22 protein-coding genes are annotated in these 24,752 nt (G+C 34.9%); 13 read left to right on the top strand and 9 right to left on the bottom strand.

Features of this window, described 5'->3' with window-relative positions; translation table 11 throughout:
• Positions 1 to 7 precede the first annotated feature (7 nt).
• On the top strand, positions 8 to 1,507 hold the full coding sequence (locus AC8IG9_RS00110) for a cryptochrome/photolyase family protein (RefSeq protein ID WP_507424793.1): 1,500 nt from the start codon (positions 8 to 10) through the stop codon (positions 1,505 to 1,507).
• Between the two features lie 3 nt (positions 1,508 to 1,510).
• On the opposite strand, the gene AC8IG9_RS00105 is transcribed toward AC8IG9_RS00110, so the two are convergent.
• On the bottom strand, positions 1,511 to 1,858 hold the full coding sequence (locus tag AC8IG9_RS00105; protein WP_507424792.1) for a hypothetical protein: 348 nt from the start codon (positions 1,856 to 1,858) through the stop codon (positions 1,511 to 1,513).
• A 50-nt stretch (positions 1,859 to 1,908) separates the two neighbouring features.
• On the opposite strand from AC8IG9_RS00105, the gene AC8IG9_RS00100 reads away from it, so the two are divergent.
• The 5 genes from AC8IG9_RS00100 to AC8IG9_RS00080 are packed head-to-tail and all read left to right on the top strand — an operon-like array spanning position 1,909 to position 5,325.
• Positions 1,909 to 2,631, top strand: coding sequence for an SDR family NAD(P)-dependent oxidoreductase (locus tag AC8IG9_RS00100; protein ID WP_507424791.1), 723 nt, complete (start codon positions 1,909 to 1,911; stop codon positions 2,629 to 2,631).
• On the top strand, positions 2,631 to 3,077 hold the full coding sequence (locus AC8IG9_RS00095; protein ID WP_507424790.1) for an ion channel: 447 nt from the start codon (positions 2,631 to 2,633) through the stop codon (positions 3,075 to 3,077). Before AC8IG9_RS00100 ends, AC8IG9_RS00095 begins: the two co-directional genes overlap by 1 nt.
• A 21-nt stretch (positions 3,078 to 3,098) precedes the next feature.
• A complete protein-coding gene (locus AC8IG9_RS00090) occupies positions 3,099 to 3,698 on the top strand; it encodes a YjbE family putative metal transport protein (protein ID WP_507424789.1) in 600 nt (199 codons plus the stop codon).
• Positions 3,699 to 3,750: 52 nt separating this feature from the next.
• Positions 3,751 to 4,266, top strand: coding sequence for an SOUL family heme-binding protein (locus AC8IG9_RS00085; protein WP_507424788.1), 516 nt, complete (start codon positions 3,751 to 3,753; stop codon positions 4,264 to 4,266).
• A 9-nt stretch (positions 4,267 to 4,275) separates the two neighbouring features.
• Positions 4,276 to 5,325, top strand: a complete 1,050-nt coding sequence (locus AC8IG9_RS00080) for an NAD(P)-dependent alcohol dehydrogenase (RefSeq protein WP_507424787.1) — start codon at positions 4,276 to 4,278, stop codon at positions 5,323 to 5,325.
• On the opposite strand, the gene chrA is transcribed toward AC8IG9_RS00080, so the two are convergent.
• Positions 5,322 to 6,458, bottom strand: coding sequence for a chromate efflux transporter (chrA, locus tag AC8IG9_RS00075; protein ID WP_507424786.1), 1,137 nt, complete (start codon positions 6,456 to 6,458; stop codon positions 5,322 to 5,324). The two genes, AC8IG9_RS00080 and chrA, sit on opposite strands and share 4 nt — an antisense overlap.
• 135 nt (positions 6,459 to 6,593) lie before the next feature.
• Here chrA and AC8IG9_RS00070 point away from each other — a divergent pair, with 135 nt between their 5' ends.
• Positions 6,594 to 6,788 carry a hypothetical protein gene (locus tag AC8IG9_RS00070; RefSeq protein ID WP_507424785.1) on the top strand — a complete coding sequence of 65 codons (195 nt, stop codon included), beginning with the start codon at positions 6,594 to 6,596 and terminating at the stop codon, positions 6,786 to 6,788.
• Positions 6,789 to 7,076: 288 nt separating this feature from the next.
• Here the strand turns inward: AC8IG9_RS00070 and AC8IG9_RS00065 are convergent, their stop codons facing one another.
• The gene (locus AC8IG9_RS00065; RefSeq protein WP_507424784.1) at positions 7,077 to 8,084 is read right to left on the bottom strand and encodes an NAD-dependent epimerase/dehydratase family protein; all 1,008 of its coding nucleotides are present in this window, start codon (positions 8,082 to 8,084) and stop codon (positions 7,077 to 7,079) included.
• A gap of 57 nt (positions 8,085 to 8,141) precedes the next feature.
• On the opposite strand from AC8IG9_RS00065, the gene AC8IG9_RS00060 reads away from it, so the two are divergent.
• Positions 8,142 to 8,492: a DUF3147 family protein gene (locus tag AC8IG9_RS00060; protein ID WP_507425895.1), complete on the top strand. Its 351-nt coding sequence runs from the start codon at positions 8,142 to 8,144 to the stop codon at positions 8,490 to 8,492.
• 3 nt (positions 8,493 to 8,495) lie between these two features.
• On the opposite strand, the gene AC8IG9_RS00055 is transcribed toward AC8IG9_RS00060, so the two are convergent.
• The 5 genes from AC8IG9_RS00055 to AC8IG9_RS00035 are packed head-to-tail and all read right to left on the bottom strand — an operon-like array spanning position 8,496 to position 11,020.
• Entirely contained in the window at positions 8,496 to 9,230 is a 735-nt protein-coding gene (locus AC8IG9_RS00055) for a serine hydrolase family protein (RefSeq protein WP_507424783.1), read from the bottom strand.
• A 40-nt stretch (positions 9,231 to 9,270) separates the two neighbouring features.
• Positions 9,271 to 9,909, bottom strand: coding sequence for an aquaporin (locus tag AC8IG9_RS00050; RefSeq protein ID WP_507424782.1), 639 nt, complete (start codon positions 9,907 to 9,909; stop codon positions 9,271 to 9,273).
• Entirely contained in the window at positions 9,902 to 10,393 is a 492-nt protein-coding gene (locus AC8IG9_RS00045) for an arsenate reductase ArsC (protein WP_507424781.1), read from the bottom strand. Before AC8IG9_RS00045 ends, AC8IG9_RS00050 begins: the two co-directional genes overlap by 8 nt.
• A 3-nt stretch (positions 10,394 to 10,396) precedes the next feature.
• The gene (locus AC8IG9_RS00040) at positions 10,397 to 10,591 is read right to left on the bottom strand and encodes a hypothetical protein (RefSeq protein WP_507424780.1); all 195 of its coding nucleotides are present in this window, start codon (positions 10,589 to 10,591) and stop codon (positions 10,397 to 10,399) included.
• A gap of 51 nt (positions 10,592 to 10,642) precedes the next feature.
• Positions 10,643 to 11,020, bottom strand: coding sequence for a COG4315 family predicted lipoprotein (locus tag AC8IG9_RS00035; RefSeq protein ID WP_507424779.1), 378 nt, complete (start codon positions 11,018 to 11,020; stop codon positions 10,643 to 10,645).
• A gap of 337 nt (positions 11,021 to 11,357) precedes the next feature.
• Here AC8IG9_RS00035 and AC8IG9_RS00030 point away from each other — a divergent pair, with 337 nt between their 5' ends.
• From AC8IG9_RS00030 to AC8IG9_RS00020, 3 genes are read left to right on the top strand one after another with little or no spacing between them, the layout of a single operon-like run.
• Positions 11,358 to 11,954 carry a spore coat protein U domain-containing protein gene (locus AC8IG9_RS00030; RefSeq protein ID WP_507424778.1) on the top strand — a complete coding sequence of 199 codons (597 nt, stop codon included), beginning with the start codon at positions 11,358 to 11,360 and terminating at the stop codon, positions 11,952 to 11,954.
• A gap of 8 nt (positions 11,955 to 11,962) precedes the next feature.
• The gene (locus AC8IG9_RS00025) at positions 11,963 to 12,721 is read left to right on the top strand and encodes a fimbrial biogenesis chaperone (RefSeq protein ID WP_507424777.1); all 759 of its coding nucleotides are present in this window, start codon (positions 11,963 to 11,965) and stop codon (positions 12,719 to 12,721) included.
• 34 nt (positions 12,722 to 12,755) lie between these two features.
• Complete coding sequence (locus AC8IG9_RS00020) at positions 12,756 to 13,118, top strand: hypothetical protein (protein ID WP_507424776.1); 363 nt, start codon at positions 12,756 to 12,758, stop codon at positions 13,116 to 13,118.
• Here the strand turns inward: AC8IG9_RS00020 and AC8IG9_RS00015 are convergent.
• The gene (locus AC8IG9_RS00015) at positions 13,111 to 13,308 is read right to left on the bottom strand and encodes a DUF2905 domain-containing protein (protein WP_507424775.1); all 198 of its coding nucleotides are present in this window, start codon (positions 13,306 to 13,308) and stop codon (positions 13,111 to 13,113) included. The two genes, AC8IG9_RS00020 and AC8IG9_RS00015, sit on opposite strands and share 8 nt — an antisense overlap.
• Positions 13,309 to 13,435: 127 nt before the next feature.
• On the opposite strand from AC8IG9_RS00015, the gene katG reads away from it, so the two are divergent.
• Together katG and AC8IG9_RS00005 are read left to right on the top strand one after the other, a co-directional pair.
• Positions 13,436 to 15,580: a catalase/peroxidase HPI gene (katG, locus tag AC8IG9_RS00010; RefSeq protein ID WP_507424774.1), complete on the top strand. Its 2,145-nt coding sequence runs from the start codon at positions 13,436 to 13,438 to the stop codon at positions 15,578 to 15,580.
• A 354-nt stretch (positions 15,581 to 15,934) separates the two neighbouring features.
• Positions 15,935 to 24,752 (top strand): autotransporter-associated beta strand repeat-containing protein (locus AC8IG9_RS00005; RefSeq protein WP_507424773.1); only part of this gene is annotated, 8,818 nt, incomplete at its 3' end.

The raw sequence follows: 24,752 nt of genomic DNA, 5'->3' as shown, positions 1-24,752 counted from the left end.
GATTGGCATGACCAATAAAGCAAAAGCCTTTATCATTCTTGGTAATCAACTTTTTCCACTTACGCATTTAAAGAATTTTAAAGATCATCATTTTATGATGGCTGAAGATTATCAGTTATGCACTTACGTCAAACATCATCGTCAAAAGATATTATTATTCTTGTCTGCAATGCGTTCTTACGCAGATGAATTAAAAAAAGCAGATTTTTCTCTCACATATTTTGATTACAAGCATGAGTTATTTAAAAAGAGTTATGAGGATAAAATCTTATTTTTTTTAAATAAGATTAAAACTAAAAATGTTAGCTTATTTGAAATCGAAGATAAATTTTTTGAGAATCAATTAATTAATTTTTTTAATAAAAATAAAATTGAATTTAATTTTATAAAGTCACCCATGTTTTTATCAAGTAGAGGTGATTTTAAAGAATATTTGCAAATGAATAAAAAGCCGTTCATGGCTAATTTTTATAAAATTCAGAGAATTAAATTTAATATTTTAATGAAAAATAAGAATGAGCCACTTGGTGGAAAGTGGAGTTTTGATGAAGATAATAGAAATAAATTAGATCCTAAGGTTTCAATTCCAAAACATACGACCTTTAAACAGACACCGCATACTGAAAATATAAAGAAGTTTTTAGAGAAAAATTTTTTAGATCATCCGGGTGAGATTGAAAGCTTTAATTTTCCAACCACAAGAAAAGATACGCTTAATTATTATTTTGATTTTTTAAAAAATAAATTAGAATTTTTTGGAGATTTTGAAGATGCTATTTCGCAAAAATCACATATTTTATTTCATAGCATGTTAAGTCCTTTAATTAATTTAGGACTATTAACGCCAGAACAAATTGTTAACGAAACTTTAGCTTTTGCAAAAACAAATAAAGTTAAACTGAATTGTCTTGAAGGCTACTTGAGACAAATTATTGGCTGGCGTGAGTTTATGCGTGGAATTTATCAAAATTATGAAAGCAAATTAGAGAATACAAATTTTTTTAAACATAATAAAAAATTAACTAAGAGCTGGTATGAGGGCACAACAGGAATTGATCCATTAGATCATACGATAAAAAATTGTATAAAATATGGCTGGTCACATCACATCGAACGTTTGATGGTGGTTGCAAATATTATGAATCTTTCAGGTATTGAGCCAAAATCTGTTTATCGATGGTTTATGGAAATGTATGTGGATTCATCAGATTGGGTGATGGCACCGAATGTTTATGCAATGGGCTTATTTAGTGATGGTGGAATTTTTGCAACCAAACCTTATATTTGCGCCTCAAGTTATTTACTTAAAATGAGTGATTTTAAACGTGGCGAATGGTGCGATATTGTTGATGGATTGTATTGGAAGTTTATAGATAAAAATAAGATTTTCTTTTCTAAAAACTACAGACTTTCTATGATGGTTAAAATTTTAGAAAAAATGGAAAAAAATAAAAAGATAAGAATTTATTCTGCAGCAGACGATTTTATTAAAAGAAATACGAATTAAAAATTATTCGTGTTCGCCACCCGGATCATCTGCAGGCAATTTTGTTTGCTTACCATTAATCCAAAGATTTTGTCTTGAACGAGTTTGCGTGTGATAATTAGGGTCAGTTCTAAATTTTCTAATATCCTGAAATTGCTTAAATGTGTAATAAGCAACAAATATCACAAGTAAATGACCTGCAAACATTCCAAGCCAACCATAAATAAACATGGGAACCGTAAAGACCCAAACACTAAAAGCAGTAGACCAAAGCGCACTTAAAACAATTAAGATTTGTAGACGAACTGTTTTAGGTAATGATCTTAAATCATTTTTAGTGTCATCAAATAAAACCGTAGAAGTATTATGCATCCAGTTAGTAAAATCTTTAAACATGATGTGTTTATCTATACACTAGTTTTATGAGTGGAAAAACAATAATTGTAGGAGCTACAGGTTATACAGGTTCTGCTTTAGCAAGATCTTTTGCTAAAGATAATATTCAATGTCATCTAATTGCTAGAAATGAGGAGGAGTTAAAAAAGTTAGCATCAGAAACTAAACAGGATTATTCAGTATGCTTCGATGTGACAAATGCACAAAGTGTTGAGGAAAGTCTAAAAGAAATTCAAAATGATAAAATTTCTGGATTTGCTTATTGTGTAGGTTCAATTGTTCTTAAATCATTTCAAACTACAAAACAGGAAGATTTCATTAATACTTTTAATTTAAATGTAACTGGAGCTATTCATTTTATAAAAAAATTACAAAAGCAGCTTGCAGAAAATAACGGTGCAATTGTTTTATTTTCAACGGTTGCAGTGGATCGTGGTTTTAATATGCACTCTGTTATCTCAACTGCAAAAGGAGCAATCCAAGGTCTAACTACATCTCTAGCAGCAGAATTTGCGCCTAAGATTCGAGTGAATTGTATTGCACCAAGCATCACCCAATCCAAAATGGCAAAACCTATTTTAGATAATGTACGAATTGCAGAACAAATACCACTTAAACATGCAATGAAAAGAGTTGGCAAACCTGAGGACCTAGCTGAGACTGCAAAATTTTTACTTTTACCAAATAGTAGTTGGATTACAGGGCAAGTGATACATGTGGATGGTGGTAAAATTAATTTAGAGACATAATGACTTTATTATTAGTATTTATTATTAATACATTTTTAATATTTGCAACAATCATCCTTCACTACGAAGCGCTTTATCAACTTTCAAAGAAACTTCCTTTAATTAAAAAAATTGCACCTAGTTACAAAGTTTTAATTTGTGTTTTTACAATTTTTTTAGCTCATGTTGTTGAGATTTGGTTATTTGCTTTTGGTTATTATTTTTCATCTAAACTTGAAGGGGTTGGAAATATTATGGGAAAAATTTCAAGCCATGGAATGATTTTAGATTATGTTTATTTATCTTTCGTAACTTACACCACGGTTGGTTATGGAGATTTAGTTGCAGGAGGTTACCTTCGTTATTTAACTGGTGTTGAAGCGCTCACAGGACTCATCTTAATTACTTGGTCAGCATCATTCTTATTTATAAAAATGGGCAAATATTGGCGAGTTTCCAAAAAATAATAAAACTGATAATTATATTTTATGGAATTCTTTTCAGAAGAAATACGAATTACTATTCAGATTATCTTAATTGATCTAGTGTTATCAGCGGACAATGCCGTGATAATTGGCATGGCTGCATCCCAATTTGATCCTGATATCAGACGTAAAGTTTTAATTATTGGTACAGGTTTTGCGGTAATTTTTAGAATAATATTTTCAGTAATGACCGCATATTTAATGCAGTTTCAGGGCATTAGAACAGTTGGCGGAATTTTATTATTTTGGGTCGCATATAAACTGTATGTCGACATTCTAAAAAATAAAGATGAAACAAAAGATTCAAATAAATACCAAGTTCAACAAGCAGAACGAGGTAATTTTAAAAAAACTTTAATCACTGTGATGGTCGCAGATATCACTTTAAGCTTAGATAATGTGATTGCGGTTGCTGGTGCTGCAAAAACTAATTACACTTTACTTATGTTTGGCCTTGCCCTTGCTATTATTTTGATGGTGACACTTGCAAATGCCATTTCTGTTTATTTAAAAAATCATAAATGGATTGGCTGGCTTGGATTATTATCTGTTCTTTGGGTTGCGGGTGATTTAATCTGGCATGATGTACAGTTACTTATGTAATTTTTTTATAAAAGCAGTACTATTTGTACTCTTTATATTTAGCTTTAACGTTATGGCAAATGAACAACCTGATTATACTGTTTTAAAAACGGACGGTGAATTTGAGATAAGACAATATCAAAATTTTTTAACCGCAAATGTTGAAACAGAAGGTGAGCGTGATGAAGCGATCAGCAAAGGTTTTAGAATTCTATTTAAATACATAAGTGGTGAAAATAAAAATAAAGAAAGTATCTCAATGACAATTCCGGTTATGCAAAAAAGTACAGGAAATAAAAAATGGAATATTTCTTTTGTAGTACCAAAGAAATTTGATTCTAAAAATGTTCCGCAACCAGATAACCAAAATGTTAAAATTAAAAATAACCCAGATTTTAAAGTTGTGGTGATAACCTTTTCAGGTTTATTTAGTAACGATAATATTAAAGAGAATGAGATTAAAATTAGAAATTACATCAGAGAAAACAATCTTAAAATTGAAGAGCCAGCAATTTATGCTGGCTACAATGCACCTTGGACACTTTGGTTTTTAAAAAGAAGTGAAGTATTATTTAAATTAACAAATTAAAATTTTATTATGGTTAAAGTAAAAGCATTTGGAGCAAAGAGCGCAAGTTCCCCTATATCGGCATTAGAAATCGATAGACGCGCACCGAATGCAGAAGATGTGCAAATAGAGATTCTTTATTGTGGTGTTTGTCATTCCGATCTTCATACCGCAAGAAATGAATGGAAAAATACTCAGTATCCATCTGTTCCAGGCCACGAAATTGTAGGCAGAGTTACAGCAGTTGGAAATAAAGTTACAAAATTTAAAGTAGGTGATTTTGCAGGTGTTGGCTGTTTAGTGGATAGCTGTGGTCATTGTGGATCTTGCAAAGACCATGAAGAACAATATTGCGAAAATGGCTGGACAGGAACTTATAATGGACCTGCTTTTGGAGGTGAGAATACATTTGGCGGTTATTCTAAATCAATCGTTGTTAAAGAATCTTTTGTTTTAAAAATTTCTCATTCTGAAAAAGAACTTCCTAGTGTTGCACCATTACTGTGCGCTGGAATTACGCTTTATTCACCACTTAAAAAATGGAAAGTAGGTAAAGGTCAAAAAGTTGGAATTGTTGGACTTGGGGGTCTTGGTCACATGGGAGTTAAGATCGCAAATGCTATGGGAGCGCATGTGGTCCTTTTTACAACTTCAAAAAATAAAGTTCAGGACGGTTTAAAATTAGGTGCAAAAGAAGTTTGTATTTCAACTGATGAAACACAAATGGCAAAGTATGCAAATCAATTAGATTTTATTGTGAATACTGTTGCAGCTCCGCACAAATTAGATGTGTACCTTAATTTATTAAAAAAAGATTCAACAATGACATTAGTGGGTGCTCCTGCAGAACCACATCCATCCATTGAAGTATTTAGTTTAATTTTCAAAAGAAGACATCTTGCAGGTTCATTAATTGGTGGCGTTAAAGAGACGCAAGAGATGTTAGATTTTTGTGCGCAACATAAACTCGTTTCTGACATCGAAACAATTAAAATGGATTATATTAATACTGCTTACGAGCGCATGTTAAAAAGTGACGTGAAGTATCGATTTGTAATCGATATGAAGTCTTTATCTTAAAACAAATATCCAATTATCGCAGATACTAAAATTACCGTTGGTACAACAAATCGTGTTTTAAGCACGTAAAGAACTGCAAGACTAAATACAAATAAAAGTATTACTAAAAGATCTGAATTAAGAATTGGAATTAGAAATTCAATTGCAGTGATTACTAATATTCCCGCAACTCCAGCAGACACTCCATCCAAGAATGCATGCAGAGGTTTGTGTTTTAATATTTGTTCAAAATATTTATGCCCCAAAAGTGTGAATAAAAAGGCAGGTAAAAAAATTGAAATTGTTATAAGCAATGCACCACTGACGCCTGTTGCCATGTAACCTAAAAAAGTTCCAAACATTAAAAGTGGAGTAGGAACGACTCCAGTTAGAGCGATACCGTCAGAGAAAACATTTTCAGTCACTCCCAAATAATGTCCAATGATTCCAGATTTTAAAAATGGCAATGCAGTGTAAGCGCCACCAAAAGAAAGAAGACCCGCTTTTAATCCTTGTAGAAATAAACCGCTATCAGATTCAGGAGTTGAAAAATATTGGAACAATTCAATATTTAAATAACCCGTAAGAGCAATTGGCAAACTTATAATACCAAGTGCAATTGCAAGAATATTATTGTGTTTAACGCATAAATAATAACAAGCGCCACAAATTAAAATATTAAGTAAAAAATTTAAACCAAGCCAAGTTAAAGCAGAAGACAGTACACCAATTAAAATTAATTTTTTATTTATTAAAATATGTTCAGATATTTTATGTGATGCCCTAACAATTAAAGCGGCAACAGCAGGCTTTGCTCCAACAAATAACGGCAGCAACACCACAGGGCCAAGTAAACTATAAAGATAAGCAAGGATCATGATGAAAGTAAAACCCGGCAACATAAAACCAAATCCCGCTAAAAATCCTCCAAGTCTTCCAGCCTTGACCATGCCAAGATAAACACACATCTCATGTGCTTCAGGGCCAGGCAGTACTTGATATAAAGATAATGCACGATTAAATCTTTTTTGATCCACCCATTTTTCAACTCTTACTAATTTTTCTCTGATCATATTGATTTGAGACACAGGTCCACCGAAAGCAAGAAAACCAAATTTTAAGAAGGTGATGAATATCTTGTAATACTTTTTCATTGGTTCTTCTTAATTAGGGTTGTTACTTATGGCAAATAATTAGACATTGACTTAAACGCATATATCTCTATTGTATGCATAACTGCTTTGCAATTTTTGCATAGGTATTAATTAACACAGTAAATAGGAGCTAAAATGATAGATGGATTAAAGGGTTTAATCGCTAAGAATTTTGAAGGTAAGAATAGAGAGAGAAATATCGAGAATTTAAATCGAAATATGAAGTCGGTTGATACTTACGGAAACGGTACAACAGGTTACATGATTAAAAACGGTAAGAACGCCGGTAAAGTCGTAGGCCATCTTTCAAGACCTAAGTCCGAAATTTAATTTTCTTTATCAAAATCATTTAAGCAGATTTGCGATAAATGCATTTGCTGCATAGCCGCAAATTATTGTAATAAGCTTATTATGCGAGTTACAAAAAAAAGAACCATCGTTAAAACTGCAATTTATCGAGTATGGATATTATGCAGCTCGTATCTTTTTTTTGTGTTCGTTGGAAACTCTTGGTACAATGCCGTTGGCCCAACCCTTGCTTTAAACTTTATTTATTCCATCGGTTATTACACTTACGACAGAATCTGGCAGAATATTAAGTGGGGAATTGAGAAATAATTAAGAACGACAGAATTTATTAGTATTAGATCTATCATTTTTTAATTCAGATAAAATCCAACTATAAGTCTTCGTTAATCCCTCATTCAAAGATACGGTATATTTCCAATTCAAAGCTTTAATCGCATTTGCATTGTCACTAGATCTGCCTCGAACGCCTTTTGGTTTGTCTAATAAATATTTTCTTTTTAAATTTGCAACTCCTGAAATTTTTTCAATAATATCTGCCATTTGATTGATAGACACTTGTTCGTCACTACCGATATTAGTTGGTTCAGAATGATTTGAATTAAATAATCTTAAAGTTCCCTCAACACAATCATCTACAAATAAAAATGTTCTCGTTTGTTCGCCATCACCCCAAATTTCTATTTCTTCTTTTTTATTAATCACTGCATTTGCAATTTTTCTACAAATAGCAGCCGGCGCTTTTTCTCTTCCGCCATCGTAAGTTCCCATAGGTCCGTAAACATTATGGTACCTTGCCACTCTTACCTGAAGACCAAAGTCTTCCATGAAGTGTCTGCACATTCTCTCGCTAAATAATTTCTCCCAGCCATAACCATCCTCTGGCATTGCAGGATAAGCATCTTCTTCTTTTAAACCTTCAATAAAAGCATTTTTTTGTTTTGAAGCGTTGTACACACAAGCGCTTGAAGAGAAGAAATATTTTTTAACTTTATTTTCTAAACTAGCTCTTAAAAGATTAGTATTAATTAAAACTGACAACATACATTCAGCTTTATTATTTTCGATAAAGCCCATGCCACCCATGTTGCACGCCATATTAAATATATAATCAACGCCCTTAGTCACTTTTAGACAATTATCATAATCTTTCATGTCCATATCTGCATAGGACTTCACATCATCAAAAGTTTGGAACCAAAATTGTTTAGGCTTAATATCTGTTGCGATAACAGTATTGCCTTCATTTAATAATCTTTTAATAAGATGGCCTGCAATAAATCCACCGCCACCAACGATTAAATAAGTATTTTTTGACATCTGTATTTAAAAAAATTTTATATATTAGTTATATAAATTTTGTAATCTGTTTTTATGATGAATTGGATCGTTTTTAAGTATTTAATTACTGCGGGTATGGTGGTTTTAATTTCTGAGATTGCAAAAAGAAGTGATCGTTTGGGAGGACTTATCGCAGCTCTACCTTTGGTAACCGTTCTTACTTTAACTTGGCTTTATATTGAAAATCAATCGAGCGAAAAAATTGCAAACCATGCTTATTACACATTTTGGTATGTGTTACCGACGCTACCCATGTTTTTAGTATTTCCTTATTTACTAAAACGATTTGGTTTTTGGGTTACACTTTCTTTAAGCATGATTATTACTTTGGTGGTGTTTTATATTTTTGCAAAAGCCATTAAACCCTTTGGCATAGAGCTTTTATAAAAATTATTTGTAAGCTCTTGCGATAAATACAGCTTCAGGGATTCTGGTATGCGTGCTTCGGCTTCCAAGTACAATGACAACTTTTTGTCCAATATTCGTATCTAACATTAAAGCAATACAACCACCCGCAGCCCCAATGTAACCTGTTTTACTAACAATAAACTTATGCTGTTGATCAATTAAAGGATTGGTATTTCTAAATGAGAACCAACTATTTTTTAATTTAATTTTAACCATGGATGTTTGTGAAGCTTTTACAATGAGTGGATAATTTTTTGCAGCAAGCACCATCTTAATTAGATTTTTTGCAGTGCTAACATTTTCTTCATTTAAACCGCTCGCATCAACAAATTGAGTGTCCATCATCCTCAATTTTTTTGCCTTTAAATTCATCGCTGCGACACAAGCTTCGGTTCCGCCTGGATAATTTTCACACAAAATTTCAGCAGAGCGGTTATTGGATTTAATTAAAGCAAGTTGCAAATGTTGGCGTCTGGTGAATTTGCCAATTTTTTCATCTAAGTTTTGATTAGCATCAAGCACAACCATTGCTGTCATTAGTTTTGTAATACTTGCAATACTGTGTATCTCGTCGTGATTAACTGATTTTATAATTTTTCCATTACCATCTGCAACCAACCAAGATGTTGCAGTAATTTGCTTTGCTTTTTTGACCGCAAAACTTTCCCCACAAAAAATAAAGCTAAATGTTAAAACAAGAAAAAATACTTTTTTCATTTGATGCTCAATTATATTGATTTGTTTTAATAAGAAGCGGTTATTTCTTTCTTATCATTAAAATAAAAACAAGAGCTGCTAGGAATTGCGCAATAATAAAAGGCATAACATCTGCGCTTTCAATTCCAACAAACGTATCAGTGAAACTTCTTGCAATGGTTACCACTGGATTTGCAAAGAAAGTAGAAGAAGTAAACCAGTAACCACAGGTTACTGTGAGTGCAACTAGCATTGGGATTTGTTTTTTGTCGGCTTTGCCTCCAAAATAAATCACACTTAATAAAACTAAAGTAGAGATAAATTCACTGACGTAATAATTAATTCCAGATCTTTCATGAATTGAGGATTCAATAATGGGTAGCGCAAAAATAAAATGAATAATGAATACCCCAGAAATAGCCCCAAGTAATTGACAGATAAAATATTTGATTAACTCGCTAGTTTTTAATTTTTTATTAGACCAATCTAAAAAGCTAACTAGAGGATTAAAGTGTGCTCCTGAAATAGGCATTAATACCGAAATCAAAACAAACAAGCCCGCGCCCGTTGCAATACTGTTGCCAAGTAAAGCAATGGCATTATTGTTTCTTGAGAGAGTTTCTCCCATAATTCCAGAGCCAGTAATGACCGCAAGTAACAAGGCAGTACCAATAAATTCACTAACTAATTTTTTATTCATTTTCATAGATCTCTTTTAATTTAATCTTTAATGTTTTTGCATCCAAGGTATCTAAAGGAAGCTTTATCATTTTTTCAATTTTATTTTGAAGCTTTTCTTTTACCTCATCAAAGGAGGCGCGCATTTGATCCGGTGTTCCAGTCACTGCTGATGGGTCTCTAAATCCCCAATGCACTTGCACTGGATGACCTGGCCAAATAGGGCACATCTCTTTAGCGGCGCTATCACAGACCGTAATGACAATATCCATCTTTGGCGAATTTGGTTTTGCATATTCATCCCAACTTTTTGAATAAAGTTTTTTTGTGTCATATCCCAATTCCTCTGCAATTTGTTTTGCAATGGGATTTACGGAAGTTTTTGGAGTTGAGCCCGCGCTATAGCCTACAACTTTTCCTTTACCTAAAGTGGTTGCAAGAGCTTCACCAAGAACTGATCGTGCAGAATTATGAGTGCAGAGAAATAAAATATTAACGGGTCTCAAAGTTTATTTATAAAAGTGTCGGTATAAAAATCCAATTAAGATAGCACCTGTAGCACCACCCATAAAGAAGACATCAAACATATCTTCCAAATTCCAAACTGCATGAACTACAAATTTGTAGACAATGGTTGCAACCATTCCAATTGCAAAACCTATTAGATCTTCAACCTGGTATTTTGAAAAGAATTTCTTAAACATATTTAAATTAAAGCAGGCAAACCAAATTGCCTGCTTTAAATATAATATAAATTATTTTTTGATGATGTGCCAAACGTTGTTTACGTTGTCACCAGTCTTTTCACCTTTTTTAGTGTCTTTCACCCAGTAGTAAAGTGGCTTGCCATCAAAAGCCCATTGTTTTTTACCATCATCACGAGTGATAATTGTAAATTTTTCAGCAGCTTTATCTTTATCCGTTGCAAAGTATGGAGGCCATTTATCAGCACACTCACCATTACAAACTGATTTACCACTTCCTTTTACATCTTTATCAAAAGTATAAAGCGTCATTTCTTTAGCACCTACTAAAATTCCATCATCGAATTTTGGTTTTGCAAAAAGATTAGACGTTAAGCTTAGAGAAAGGATGAAAAGAGAAATAACTAAGTTCTTAATTATTGTTTTCATGTTTTCTTTAGTTGTTAATTGATTAAATTTTATACTTATTTACTGAAAAATAAATATTTGATTAGTGCTGCAATCACTAGCAAATGTGTGACAATCATCAGACCGATTACAAAACCGCCTTCAATTGAGAACATTGCATTCATCATTGGGAACATTTTTATCTCCGTTAGGTTAAAACTTAACCATCACCCTATACCTATGAAATTAACGTGTATATGAACGCGGTCTAAATATTTTATTTAGAGTTTAGTAACTAGGACATTTATTGAATTTAATTAGGCAAGACATTATTTAATCTAGTGAAGGGTATTAACAAATAAAAAAAACGGACAACATTATGAAAAGAATTATACATCACACTAAAAAACTTCTTAAGCATCCGCATGCTAAGAAAGTAACATGGGGAAGGGCATTTCTTACTGCAGTAATAACTGGAGCTGTATTTAAAACAAATATTTTTCTAGCAATAGCTCTTGTTGCTGAATTTTTTTCTTTTGGAACACTTTTAGATTTACATGATGGCAAAGCCACAACAACAACTGGAGTATTAACTGCAACTGCACAGATTAATGCAAACTGCACGGTATCTGGAAATACAATGGCATTTGGTACCTACTCAGGAACTGTAATAGACCAAACAGGAATAATAACTGCAAATTGCACACCCGGTACTTCTTATACAATAGCTATGACCACAGCACAAACTGGAGGAAACTACGTGATGAATACTTCACCAGTTATCGATCCATTAAATTATAAACTTTATAAAGAAGTTGGCCGTACTACGGAGATAGTTGCAGCAACAGTAATAGAGTCAAACGGACATGGAAATGGAAACAACCAAAACACAACTGTTTATGGAAGATTACCAGGTTCACAAACTGCAAATATCGGAGCTTATAGCGGAACTACAACTTTCACACTCTCTTACTAAAATAATTGATGAAAATTAATAAAATTTCTTTCCTAGCAAGATTTTTCTGCTTTTTATCTTTTATATTAGCAGTTAATTTTAATGCTAATGCTAGCAACATTACACCGATTGCAATTGAAATAAACGATACGGTTAAAGTTAATTCAATTACTTACACCAATGACTCAAAATTTGAAGTTTTAGTTCAGGCAAATCAAAAGTTATGGACGCAAGAAAACGGCAAAGACAAATACACCGAGACTTCTGATTTATTAATTGTACCATCATTTGTTAAAATTCCGGCAGGGCAAAAGCAAGTATTTAGAGTTACAAAGCGAGATAAAAATGAATCTCAATTCAAAGCTTACCGTTTAGTTTTAGAAGATGTAAGCGAAGAAGTGGGTGACGCTTTAACTGAAAACCAAGTTGCTAATATGAGATTTAGATTTGATCATAATTTGCCAGTTTATTTTTATCCAACCTCTGCAAAAAAAAATTCCTACAAAATTCCAACGATGAGTCTTTGTGATGAAAAAGTTGGAACTGAAAGACAAGCCTGTCTTCGAATTCAAAATGAGGAACCGATGCATGTAAAAGTAGAAGACATACTTATTAAAGTACAAAATCAACGAACAACTATTGTCCCGACGTTTTTAACAGTATTACCTAAAAGTTATAAAGACATTAACGTTTCAATACCAAGAGTTTCTCAGCCAGTTACGATTGAGGCAAAAACTAGTTTTGGACCAACGTCAATAACTATACCGGTTCAGTACACTCAGAAATAACAAGCACTGGATTTTGTTCGTATGAAATCAATTTATGATAAAAATTCTTATTTCAATTTTTACTGTAACCCTAATTTATTTTTCGGCAAAAATTACAAAAAATAAAGGAGCTATGCAGTTAAATGCTCCAGATCAAAAAGCAATTGTCACTATATCCCCTGACATTAAAATTATAGTACCTCCAGATGAGAAAACTGAAATAGAAAAGCAAGAGCTTAGGTTAAATTCCAATAAAAAATGTAGTGAGAGCAATACAGAAATTGTAATCGTTGATTTTATCTTAAATTCACAAATTTATGCAGAACCTGTTGTTGCGCATAAGATTTTGGGAGGTGGAATAGCAATTTTTTTTACATTTATAATTTATACACAAAAGTTGGTTATTTTTTTTATTTGAAGAACTTAAAGAATAACGAGACAATAATTGAAATAACAATGCAGGTTACAATTGGAAAATAAAAAGAATATTTTTCACCCTTCATACTAATATCACCTGGCAACCTCCCAAGCGGAAGCTCTCTAACCACTGGCCAAAATAATCCAACTAGTAAAATAACAATGCCAAGAACAATTAAAAATTTTTGCACAGCAAAACTTTACCATATTACAATTTAAAGGCGAACTTTTTTAAAAAATATTAAAATGAAATATTTTTAATACTTTCAATAACTAAAATATTGGATATAAATTCTTATTCTTTAAGAAATTAAAAATATGTCTGATATTAAAAAGTGTCCGGTGATGCATGGTGCTCTTACTAAAGCCAGCGAGAGTCCGACGTTTTGGTGGCCTAACTCACTTAATCTAGATATTTTACATCAGCACGATACTAAAACTAATCCGCTTCCAGGATTTGATTATAAAAAAGAAGTTAAGAAATTAAATTTTTCAGCTCTAAAAAAAGATTTATTAAAATTAATGACCGACAGCAAAGACTGGTGGCCTGCAGATCTTGGAACATATTCAGGACTTTTTGTACGAATGGCTTGGCACTCTGCTGGAACATACAGAATTGCAGATGGTCGTGGTGGATCTGGAACAGGCAATCACAGATTCTCCCCATTAGATTCTTGGCCTGATAATACTAACCTTGATAAAGCGAGAAGACTTCTTTGGCCGATTAAGAAAAAATATGGAAACAAATTAAGTTGGGCAGATCTTATGATCTTAGCTGGTAACATGGCTTACGAACATGCCGGACTTAAAACTTATGGTTTTTCATTTGGACGAGTTGATATCTGGCATCCAGAAAAAGATATTTTCTGGGGCTCTGAAAAAAATTGGTTAGAAGATAAACGTTATCCAAATAAAAAAGACCGAACTTCTTTAGAAAACCCACTTGCTGCTGTGGTGATGGGATTAATTTATGTAAATCCACAAGGTGTAGATGGAAAACCAGATCCATTAAAATCAGCGCACGATGTTAGAGAAACATTTAGAAGAATGGCAATGAACGATGAAGAAACTTGCGCACTTACTGTTGGAGGTCACAGTATTGGACGAGCTCATGGTAATGGCGATGCTGCAAAATTAGGACCAGAACCAGCGGCTGCTGAAATTTATGAACAAGGATTGGGTTGGAATCAAAAGAATGGACTTGGAAAACATCAAGTAACATCAGGGTTAGAAGGCGCTTGGACGTCAAATCCTGACAAGTGGAACTATGAATATCTAGATTTATTATTAAATTACGAATGGGAACTTAAAAAAAGTCCTGCGGGTGCGCATCAGTGGGAGCCGATTGGATTAGAAGAGCATAAAAAGCCAAGAGATTTAGAAAATCCAAAGATCAGACACAACCCAATGATGACGGATGCCGATATGGCAATGAAAATGGATCCAGCTTATAGAAAAATAACTGAAAAATTTTATAAAAATCCAAAATATTTAGATGAAGCCTTCGGTAAAGCTTGGTTTAAGTTAACGCACAGAGATTTAGGATCTAGAGATAATTACATCGGACCTTGGACGCCAAAAGAAACACTCATTTGGCAAGACCCAATTCCAACGCACAAGAAAAAATATAGCGTTGATAAAGTTAAAAAATTAATTTCAGCAAGTGGACTTAGTACATCGGACCTTATCTCAACAGCTTGGGACAGCGCCAGAACTTACAGACGCACAGATAAGAGAGGCGGATCTAATGGAGCACGTATTAGACTTGCGCCACAAAAAAATTGGGAAGCAAATGAACCTACAAGACTTAAAAAAGTTTTAAAAGTTTTAGAAAGTATCGCTAAAAAATCAGGCGCTAGTATTGCAGACACAATCGTATTAGGTGGAGTTGTTGGTTTAGAGAAAGCAATTAAAAAAGCTGGTTCAAAAGTTAAAGTTCCATTCACAGCAGGACGAGGTGATGCAACACAGGAGCATACGGATGTTGAATCATTTAAAGTGTTAGAACCACTTCATGATGCATTTAGAAATTATGTAAAAAAAGATTATGCCGTGATGCCAGAAGAGTTGATGCTAGATAATGCTTCTCTAAAAGGTTTGTCAGCTAAAGAAATGACTTGTCTAGTTGGCGGTATGAGAGTTTTGGGAACTAACTTTAATGGCTCAGAATATGGCGTATTTACTGATAAAATTGGCGTTTTGACTAATGATTTTTTCGTAAATTTAACTGACATGAAATACACATGGAAGCCAACGGGAAAAAATAGTTACGAAATTTTAGAGAGAAAAAATAATAAAGTTAAATTTAAAGCAACACGAGTTGATTTAGTATTTGGTTCAAACTCAGTGCTTCGTGCTTACGCAGAAATATACGCGCAAGACGATAACAAGGAAAAATTTGTAAAAGACTTTGTCGATGTTTGGACAAAAATTATGAACGCAAATTTCTCAAATTCTCATTAATTTTTAGTAAAAAATTACAACTCAAAAGTTTATTTACGTACCACAAGTTGAAAAATTTTTTTTTCTCAACTTTTAATTTAATAATTTTCTTAAGGATTTAACCAAAAATTGGTCATTCTTTTGAAAAAAAAGTCAAAATAAAAGAATACATGAAATAAGCCTCTTAAAACCTAGCTTATTTAACTAAAGCTCAGGTTGTTTTATTCCCTAAAGAGTTGATTACTCAACTGATTCGCGAGATACTCGGTTTTTTAAAAATTGAAAGTAGCAGAGGTTTTTTACTTTTTAATGGGGATAAGGGGAATTTTCTCTTAATTTTTTATTAAAATTCAACTTAAGCTAGATGATTTTGTGATGAAAATAAAATTTCAGGTTGTGATTCTTTGTCTCTTTTTGGCAAGTTATGCACAGGCACAAAGTGTAAGCAATAATGCTTTGCCTACAAATCCAAACATCGAAAGTGGAAAAGCTACCATCACTCAAAGCACAAATCAGTTAACAATCAACCAAGCAACCGACAAACTAATTACCAACTGGTCATCATTTAACATTGGTAAAGATGCAACCGTTCAGTTCAACCAACCATCCTCTACCTCAAGTGCACTAAACCGAGTGAACAGCAATGACCCAAGTTATATTTTTGGTTCATTAAAAGCGAATGGACAAGTTATTTTAATTAATCCAAGCGGAGTTATATTTGGGCAAGGTGCAAGATTTGATGCGGGTAGTTTCATTGCAAGTACTTTAAATTTAAAAAGCTCAGATTTTCTTAACAACAATTATATTTTCGAAAGAGATCCTAATTTACAAGCGGGAGCAATTGAAAATAACGGAAGCATCAATGCATTCGTTGGTGGAACAGTTGCTTTTATAGCAGCAAAAATTACAAACTCAGGCAGCATTACAACACCATCGGGTACAACAGCGTTACTTTCTGGAGATAGAGTAACATTGTCGATGAGTGGAAATAAATTAATCAACTACTCAGTTGATGTAGGCACATTAAATTCGTTAATTGAAAATAAAAACATCATCTCAGCAGATGATGGCGTTGTAATTCTTTCAGCAAAAGCTCTTAACAGTATTAATAAATCAGTTGTTAATAATACTGGGATTATCGAAGCGAAAGGAATTACAAAACAAGGTGGAAAAGTATTTCTTGATGGCGATGTTGTAACAAACACTGGCACGATCAACGTATCTTCATCAACAAACAAAGGCGGTAACATTCAAATTACCGGTGATGTAATAAATATTACATCAACATCAAAGTTAATAGCAGCAGGAGCAACAGGCGGTGGAGAAATTTTAGTAGGTGGCAGCTATCAAAATCTTATCAACACAATCAGACAGGCGATTAGAGTTATTGTTGAGATAGGAGCTTTGCTTGATGCCTCAGCGACTGAGAATGGAAACGGTGGAGCGATTGTTGTCTGGTCAAATATTTACAGACGAGATTCAGAAACTTATGCCAATGGAACTTTTATTGCAAAAGGTGGCGCTAATGGCGGAGACGGGGGCTTAATTGAGACCTCAGGTTTCTTCCTAAACACAGACGGTGCTGTTGTTAATGCATCTTCATCTACAGGGAATTCTGGAACTTGGTTATTAGACCCATTTGATATTACCATTGCTAGCACAGGAAACACTGGAACTGCTTATTCATCAACTTTTGTTGCAGGTCAAACTTCAACAATTTTAGCATCTAGCATTGAAGGATCACTTAATGCAGGCACTAACGTATCTATCACTACTGCTGACGGTAGTATTACGTTCACTACTGGAATTGCAAAGACTGGAAACAACACTTCGTCTCTGACTTTAAGCGCATATGTTAACGTTGCTCTTGGAGCTAACAGCATAACATCAAGCACTAATACATTGCCGTTAACAATAACTGCAACTACAGGATCATTTACTGGCTCAGGAAATTTATCTCTTCTTGGCGGGGCTTTATCTATTACTCAAGGAACCGACGGAACTTACTCTGGTATAATTTCTGGAACAGGGACTACTCTTACAAAAGCCGGAGCTGGTATATTAACTTTATCTGGTGGTAACTCATATGCAGGCTTAACTACAATTTCTGCAGGAGCATTAAGAGCTGCTAACGTGACTGCCCTTGGAACAATAGCTGGAGGCGTAACCGTTGCAAGTGGAGCTGCACTAGAATTATCAAACAACATTGCAATTGGTGCTGAAGCGTTAACATTAAACAATGATGGTATTAGTTCAGGTGGATCTTTAAGAAATATTTCAGGAACTAACAGTTATGCTGGTGCAATTACTTTATCTACCAACGCAGTTCGAATTAATAGCGATACCGGAAGTGCATTAACATTAAGCGGTGGTATTACTAACGGCACTATAGGACTAACTTTTGGTGGAGCAGGTAATACTACAGTAACAACAACAGCCATAGGTACAGGCGCCGGAACTTTAACTAAAGATGGAGCTGGTACATTAACTTTATCTGTAGCTAATACTTACACAGGTCTTACAACAGTTTCTGCCGGAAGTTTAACGTACGGAATTGCTAATGCTATTAGCTCTGGCGATGTTACGGTTAATGGCTCAACAGCAATATTAAACTTAGCAACTTTTGCTGATACAGTTGGAGCAGTTACTTTAACTGAAGGATCTATCACAAGCACAACAGGAGTTTTAACTGGAACAAGTTACACATTAAATCCAGCAACAGGAAAGACAGTTACAGTTTCTGCAATTTTAGCTGGAGCAGTTAATCTTACAAAATCTGACCTAGGTACTGCTAATTTATCAGGCGTTAATACTTATTCAGGAACTACAACAATTAATGCTTCAGGCGGAACTTTAGCAATTACAGGGGCAGGACAATTAGGTTCTGGAACATATGCAGGAACAATTGCAATTGGATCTGGTTCAACATTTGCTTATTCATCAAGCGCAACTCAAACATTATCAGGGGTTATTAGTGGCGCTGGAACTTTTACAAAAGATACGGGATCTTCATCGTCTTTAACTTTAACAAATACCAATACTTACACAGGCGGAACAAATGCTAATGCTGGAACATTAATATTAGACCAATCAGCTACCGCAACTGGAACAGTTTTAGCGGATTCTGGAGCAGTTACAATTAATGGAGGAACACTTCAATTAAATGACACAACTGAAACTGTAGGAGCGGTTACTCTAACAAGTGGCTCGATTACTATTGGAACAACAGGCAATACTTTAACTGGAACAAGCTACACATTAAACCCGTCATCAGGAACAACACATAGTATTTCAGCTGTTTTAGCTGGTTCAGGAATAGCGCTTACAAGTTCTGGAACTGGAACAATAACTTTATCAGGAGCTAATACTTATACGGGCGCAACAACTATAGGTTCTGGAACCACTTTAAAATTGGGAGCTGCAGGAGTTATATCGGATTCATCGGCAGTGACAGCAAATGGTACTTTAGACTTAACTTCTTACTCTGAAACTATCGGATCTTTAGCGGGATCTGGAACTGTAACTAGCACAGGAGGTACGCCAACATTAACTCTTGGAGGAGACAATACATCAACAACTTTCTCAGGATCAATTCAAAACGGAACAGGTGTTGTAGCTATATATAAGAGTGGAACTGGAGTTTTCACTTTATCAGGATCAAATAGCTATACAGGTGCAACAACTGTGCCTAGCGGGCAAATTAAATTGGGGGCAGCACAAACTAATTTAACCGCATATGATATTTCATCAGGAGCATTCCTGGATTTAGGTGGTTATTCAGCTACGGTTGGATCATTAACAGGACTTGGATCGGTAACAAGCACGGCATCAGGATCAATTACTATAACAGCTGGCGGCAATAACAATACAACAACTTTCTCAGGAATTATTCAAGATGGATCAGGCACTGTTGCTTTCACAAAAGCAGGAACTGGAACTTTAACTTTATCAGGAACAAATACTTTTACAGGTGGATTAATAGTTAGCAATGGAACATTACAAGTTGGAGACGTTGGCAACTCTTTATTTACACCACTTGGTTCATACGCAGGAACTGTTTCTGTTTCTAATGGGGGAACACTTGATCTTAATGGAAATACACTAGGAACTTCTCAAGCTTTAACTATTAATGGAGCGGGATATGGAAGTGCTGGAGCTTTAACAAATACCAGTGCAACAGCGGTAACTTATAGCGGATTAATTGCTTTAGGCAGCAACTCTACAATAATTTCAAGCAATGGAGGAATTACATTAAGTAATACAGGAACAATTAATGGTACAGGCTATACTTTAACTTTAGGAGGAACGACAACTTCAGGAAACACAGTAGCAGGTATTATTGGATTAGGAACTACTGGAGCGCTTACGAAAACTGGCGCAGGCACATGGATATTATCTGGTAGCAATACATACACAGGAGCAACAACAATTTCTGCAGGAACTTTAACAGTATCAGGAGCTTTATCAGATAGCTCAGCTGTCGTAGTTACTGGAACTTATAATTTAGGATCAAACGATACAATTTTATCATTATCAGGCAGCGGAAATGTTAATTTAAATAGTTACGTGTTAACTGCCGGATGGAGTACCGACACTTCTTACGGAGGAATTTTAAGTGGCACAGGAGGACTTACAAAAACTGGTGTTGGTAAATTAACTTTAACAAATACAAATACTTTTACTGGGCCTTTAACTATTAGTGCAGGAACAGTGCAAATTTCAGGTACTGGATCCTTAGGTTCTGGAACTTATTCAGGAATCATTACTAACAATGGAACGTTACAATATTCATCATCTGTTGATCAAACTTTATCAGGAAACATTGTAACAACGACTGCTTCTGGAGCCATTACTAAAGATACTAATACTTCAACTTTAACTTTATCAGGTAGCGGAAGCAATTTTGCAGGCGCAACACTAATTAGCAGTGGAACAATTATTGCTCTTAATGCAAGCGCTTTAGGAAGTAGTTCAGGAATAACAGTAATTGATGGAGCTGGTTTACAATTATCAGGTGGAATTTCAGTTGGCGCTATACCTTTAACTTTAAGTGGCAATGGACCTTCAAGTGCTGGTGCTCTTTCAAATATTTCTGGAGCAAGTTCTTATGCTGGTGCAATTACATTAACAACTAGCGCTGTTAGAATTAATAGTGTCGCAGGAACTTTAACATTAAGCGGAGGTATAACTTATAGTTCGTTCGGACTTACTGTTGGAGGTGCTGGAAATACTACAATAAGTGGAAATATAGGAACTGGTGGCGGAGCTTTAACAAAAGACGGCACAGGAATTTTAACTTTATCAGGTACTAACAGTTTCACTGGAAGTACAACTGTTTCAAATGGAACATTAATTGTATCAAATAGCAGTGCACTTGGTGCAACTACTAATGCAATTACAGTTTCAAGTGGCGCAACATTACAATTGTCAGGTGGAATTACTATTGGAGCAAATCCATTATCATTAACTGGAGTAGGATATACGGGCGCTGGTGGATCTTTAGTTAGTGTTGGAAACAATATTTACCAAGGTTCGATTACCTTAGGTTCAGACACTACAATAAATACATACTCTGGCTTATTTAATATTACCGGATCTAGCAAAACAATTTCTGGAACAAATCGTAGTCTTACATTTATAGGAGTTGGAACTTTAGTAATTGATGATGCAATATCAATTGGTAGCGGTTCATTAACACAAAACGGAGCCGGCATAACTTATTTACAAAATACAAATACTTATAGCGGAGGAAGTTTTTTAAGCGCTGGAGCCCTTGCTCCTTCTGCACTAGTAGCGCTTGGTTCTGGTAAAATTACTTTTCAAGGCGGTTCTATTAGAGCATATAGCTCAACTAATTCAGATCAAACAGCTTTGTATGGTAAGTTTAATTTACTAACAACTTCAGGAACATATTCAATCGACCCAGGCAATTACACAGTGAATTTTACTACATCTGGTTTTACAGGATCAGGTGCTAGCTTTGCTGTTGTTGCAAATTCTGGAATTACAGGGACAACAGGTAGCTGGACATTAGGTTCTACTAGTTCAGGAAAAGTTGTGTTTGATACTGCTTCTATAAATACTTATGGAGGCTCAACGTCAGTTTCTGGCGCATCGTTACAGTTAGGAAGTTCTAACGTAACTATTCCAGCAGGAAGTACACTCGCTGTTAGTGGCGGAATTTTTGATATTAACGGCCAAACACCAAGTTATGGAAGTGTAACAGTTTCATCTGGATCAATTATTGACTCTGCAGTTTCAAAAGGAACTATCGCAGCAACATCTTTTTCTTTATCACCAGGAGACAATGGTACAGCCACGATTAGTGCGGTAATGATTGATGCTGTAGGCGGCGCTCGAGTGTTAACAATAAGTGGAACAGGACTTTCAGTTGTTAATGCGACTAATACTTTTACTGGCGGAGTGGTTTTAAGTAGTGGAGTTTTTGCACCAGGCTCAGTTGGTTCTCTTGGTTCTGGATTTACAAACTTAACTGCTACAGCTGGAACTATAACTTTTTCTGGTGGGGCAGTTCGTATATATGTAGATACAAATGCAGCGGCAGATGCACTTTATGCAAGATTTAAAACACCAGTTAGCAATTCTTATAAAATAGATGTCCCATTTACTTACAACATAGCATTTACAAGTCCATTCGTTGGAACATCAGGTGTTGGTTTTGAAAAACTTGGAAGTGGAACTTTGACATTTAACAACACAGAAACTTATACAGGAGCAACTACTGTTTCAGGTGGTGTCTTAATTTTAGGTGGCAGCAGTAAATTAGCAAGCTCAGGAAGTTTATCTGTAAGTACTTGCGGCTCAGCAAGTTGTTACCCTGGAAGTCTTAGTGCTGCAGAATTTAGAATGGGAACATATAGTCAAACTATAGGAGCAGTGACTGTAGGCAATGGTTCAATTACTAGCACAACAGGTGTATTAACAAGCACATCCGGATTTACTTTAAGTCCTTCTCTTTCAAACACAGCAACTGTATCTGCGATTTTAGCTGGTTCAGTTAACTTAACTCAAAGTGGTGCTGGAACAGGATTGTTACAAGGAGTTAATACTTACACAGGCATCACTACAATTAGTGCAGGCACTCTTCAAATTAGCACAGATAGAAATTTAGGCGCAGTCCCAGGAACAGTAACAGCAAATTCAATTACTTTTAACGGCGGAACTTTAGAAGTAACAGCCAGCTTTACATTAGATCCTAATAGAGGAATTACTTTAAGTTCGGGCGGTGGAAATATCTCAGTAACAAACTCTGGAGATACATTAACTTACGCCGGAATTATTACTGGCACTGGCACTTTAACAAAATCAGGCTTGGGTATTTTAGCATTATCAGCGACAAATACTTACACAGGCGCAACAAGTATTTCAGCAGGAACAATTGCAATTAGTAATGCAGCAGCATTAGGAGGATACGCAGCTGGTCAAGGAACAACTGTTCAATCGGGCGCAGCTTTAAGCATTTCAAACAACATAACTGTTCAAGAACCAATTAGCACTAGTGGAACTGGAGTTTCTTCTGGTGGAGCAATTGTATTTACATCAGGAAGCAATACTTACTCAGGAGCTATTACTTTGGCCGCAGATTCAAGCATCGTAAGTTCAAGTGGAGCACAAACTATTTCAGGCGCAATTAATGGTTTGTATGGTTTAACAATTACAGCAACAGACAATTTAACTTTAACAGGAACTATTGGTGCAATAGCTCCCCCAACAAGTTTATCAGTTACAACAACAGGAACCGGAGTACTCGCTCTTAATGCAAACGTTACAACTTCTGGCGCACAAAATTACACAGCTGCAGGCAACATCACAATCAACGCCGATCGAACTTTAGTCGGCTCAACAATTACAACTAACTCAGCACTAAGCGGTGCATATTCATTAACAATTACGGGTAACGCTGTATTTGGTGATGGTACTGGAACTGACACTGTAACTTTATCTGGAGCTGGAAAAAATTTATCTGTTAGCGGAACTACAACTCTTAAAGCGAATGTTTCAACATCTGGAACACAAACTTATACAGGTGCAGTTACATTAGCGGTAGCTGATAGAACTTTAACCGGAACAACTATTACCAATTCATCGACAATTACTGGGGCCGGCTTCTCATTAGCTGAAATAGGTAATTCAGTTATTACCGGAGCAATTTCAGGAGTTAATATATTTAGCGTATCGGGCACAACAAATATTTCAGCTAATAGTATCTCAACTGACGGAACGCAAACTTACAGTGGCGCGGTTACCTTAAGTAATTCTGGTACTTTAACTTTAACAACTACTAACGATAATATTTTACTTTATAGTATCGCAGGTGTAGGAAAAAATTTAACTTTAACTCCAGGCACAGGAACAATCTCTGTAACAAGCACAGTTGGTTCATCGGGTAGTGGATTAGGACTTTTAGTTGTTACTAATTCATCCGGCACAACATTTGGCGGAGCATTTGAGGCTCAAGCTGTTGTATTAACAGCTACTACTGGAACAGTTACATTCTCAGGTGACACTACAATTACTTCTGCAATTGGTTTAAGAACAGCTGCATCAGGTTATAACGTTGCATTTAATTCTTCAGGAACAAATACCATTCAAGGTATTACTAGTTTCCTTAATACAGGAACATTAACTTTTGCAAATAATGGTACATCAATATTTGCTGCAGGTTTAACGGCAACATCGCCAAGTTCTGTTAGTATTTATGGAACTGTTCAGACAACAAACACAGCTCTTGTTATTACGCCAAATATAACTTTAACAGGAAACAGCGTTATCTCAGGTAACACATTAGGAAATATTACTTTAAGCGGAACAATTAATGGTGCTTACACTTTAAATATAAACACAACTGGCACAACAACTCTTTCAGGAATTATTGGTGGCACAACTGCTTTAACAAGTTTAACGACAAACACAGGTGGAACAACAGCAATTAACGGCGGAGCTGTTACAACAACAGGTGCACAAACTTATAATGATAACGTTAGTTTAGGAGCAAACACTACTTTAGTTACAACATCTAATGGAAATATTAGTTTTGGTGGAACAATTACAAACGCGTCTGCAAGAAATTTAACTTTAGATACCGGTCTTACATCTGGAACAATTAGCGTAACGGGAGCTGTTGGATCTGGAACTGCACTTGGAACAATAACAATTTCTAAATCTGCAGGAA

Origin of the sequence: Candidatus Allofontibacter sp. (genome assembly GCF_040404065.1) — a bacterium.
Classification (GTDB): domain Bacteria; phylum Pseudomonadota; class Alphaproteobacteria; order Pelagibacterales; family Pelagibacteraceae; genus Fontibacterium.
This window is presented reverse-complemented; position numbering and strand designations above follow the sequence as displayed.

Coding starts and splice junctions, on each gene's coding strand:
- AC8IG9_RS00040 (WP_507424780.1), bottom strand. CDS start 10,591: ATGTTTAAGAAATTCTTTTCAAAATACCAGGTTGAAGATCTAATAGGT.
- AC8IG9_RS00095 (WP_507424790.1), top strand. CDS start 2,631: ATGACTTTATTATTAGTATTTATTATTAATACATTTTTAATATTTGCA.
- AC8IG9_RS00110 (WP_507424793.1), top strand. CDS start 8: ATGACCAATAAAGCAAAAGCCTTTATCATTCTTGGTAATCAACTTTTT.
- AC8IG9_RS00065 (WP_507424784.1), bottom strand. CDS start 8,084: ATGTCAAAAAATACTTATTTAATCGTTGGTGGCGGTGGATTTATTGCA.
- AC8IG9_RS00085 (WP_507424788.1), top strand. CDS start 3,751: ATGGCAAATGAACAACCTGATTATACTGTTTTAAAAACGGACGGTGAA.
- AC8IG9_RS00025 (WP_507424777.1), top strand. CDS start 11,963: ATGAAAATTAATAAAATTTCTTTCCTAGCAAGATTTTTCTGCTTTTTA.
- AC8IG9_RS00020 (WP_507424776.1), top strand. CDS start 12,756: ATGATAAAAATTCTTATTTCAATTTTTACTGTAACCCTAATTTATTTT.
- AC8IG9_RS00060 (WP_507425895.1), top strand. CDS start 8,142: ATGAATTGGATCGTTTTTAAGTATTTAATTACTGCGGGTATGGTGGTT.
- AC8IG9_RS00090 (WP_507424789.1), top strand. CDS start 3,099: ATGGAATTCTTTTCAGAAGAAATACGAATTACTATTCAGATTATCTTA.
- AC8IG9_RS00105 (WP_507424792.1), bottom strand. CDS start 1,858: ATGCATAATACTTCTACGGTTTTATTTGATGACACTAAAAATGATTTA.
- AC8IG9_RS00070 (WP_507424785.1), top strand. CDS start 6,594: ATGATAGATGGATTAAAGGGTTTAATCGCTAAGAATTTTGAAGGTAAG.
- AC8IG9_RS00055 (WP_507424783.1), bottom strand. CDS start 9,230: ATGAAAAAAGTATTTTTTCTTGTTTTAACATTTAGCTTTATTTTTTGT.
- AC8IG9_RS00050 (WP_507424782.1), bottom strand. CDS start 9,909: ATGAATAAAAAATTAGTTAGTGAATTTATTGGTACTGCCTTGTTACTT.
- AC8IG9_RS00100 (WP_507424791.1), top strand. CDS start 1,909: ATGAGTGGAAAAACAATAATTGTAGGAGCTACAGGTTATACAGGTTCT.
- AC8IG9_RS00080 (WP_507424787.1), top strand. CDS start 4,276: ATGGTTAAAGTAAAAGCATTTGGAGCAAAGAGCGCAAGTTCCCCTATA.
- chrA (WP_507424786.1), bottom strand. CDS start 6,458: ATGAAAAAGTATTACAAGATATTCATCACCTTCTTAAAATTTGGTTTT.
- AC8IG9_RS00035 (WP_507424779.1), bottom strand. CDS start 11,020: ATGAAAACAATAATTAAGAACTTAGTTATTTCTCTTTTCATCCTTTCT.
- katG (WP_507424774.1), top strand. CDS start 13,436: ATGTCTGATATTAAAAAGTGTCCGGTGATGCATGGTGCTCTTACTAAA.
- AC8IG9_RS00030 (WP_507424778.1), top strand. CDS start 11,358: ATGAAAAGAATTATACATCACACTAAAAAACTTCTTAAGCATCCGCAT.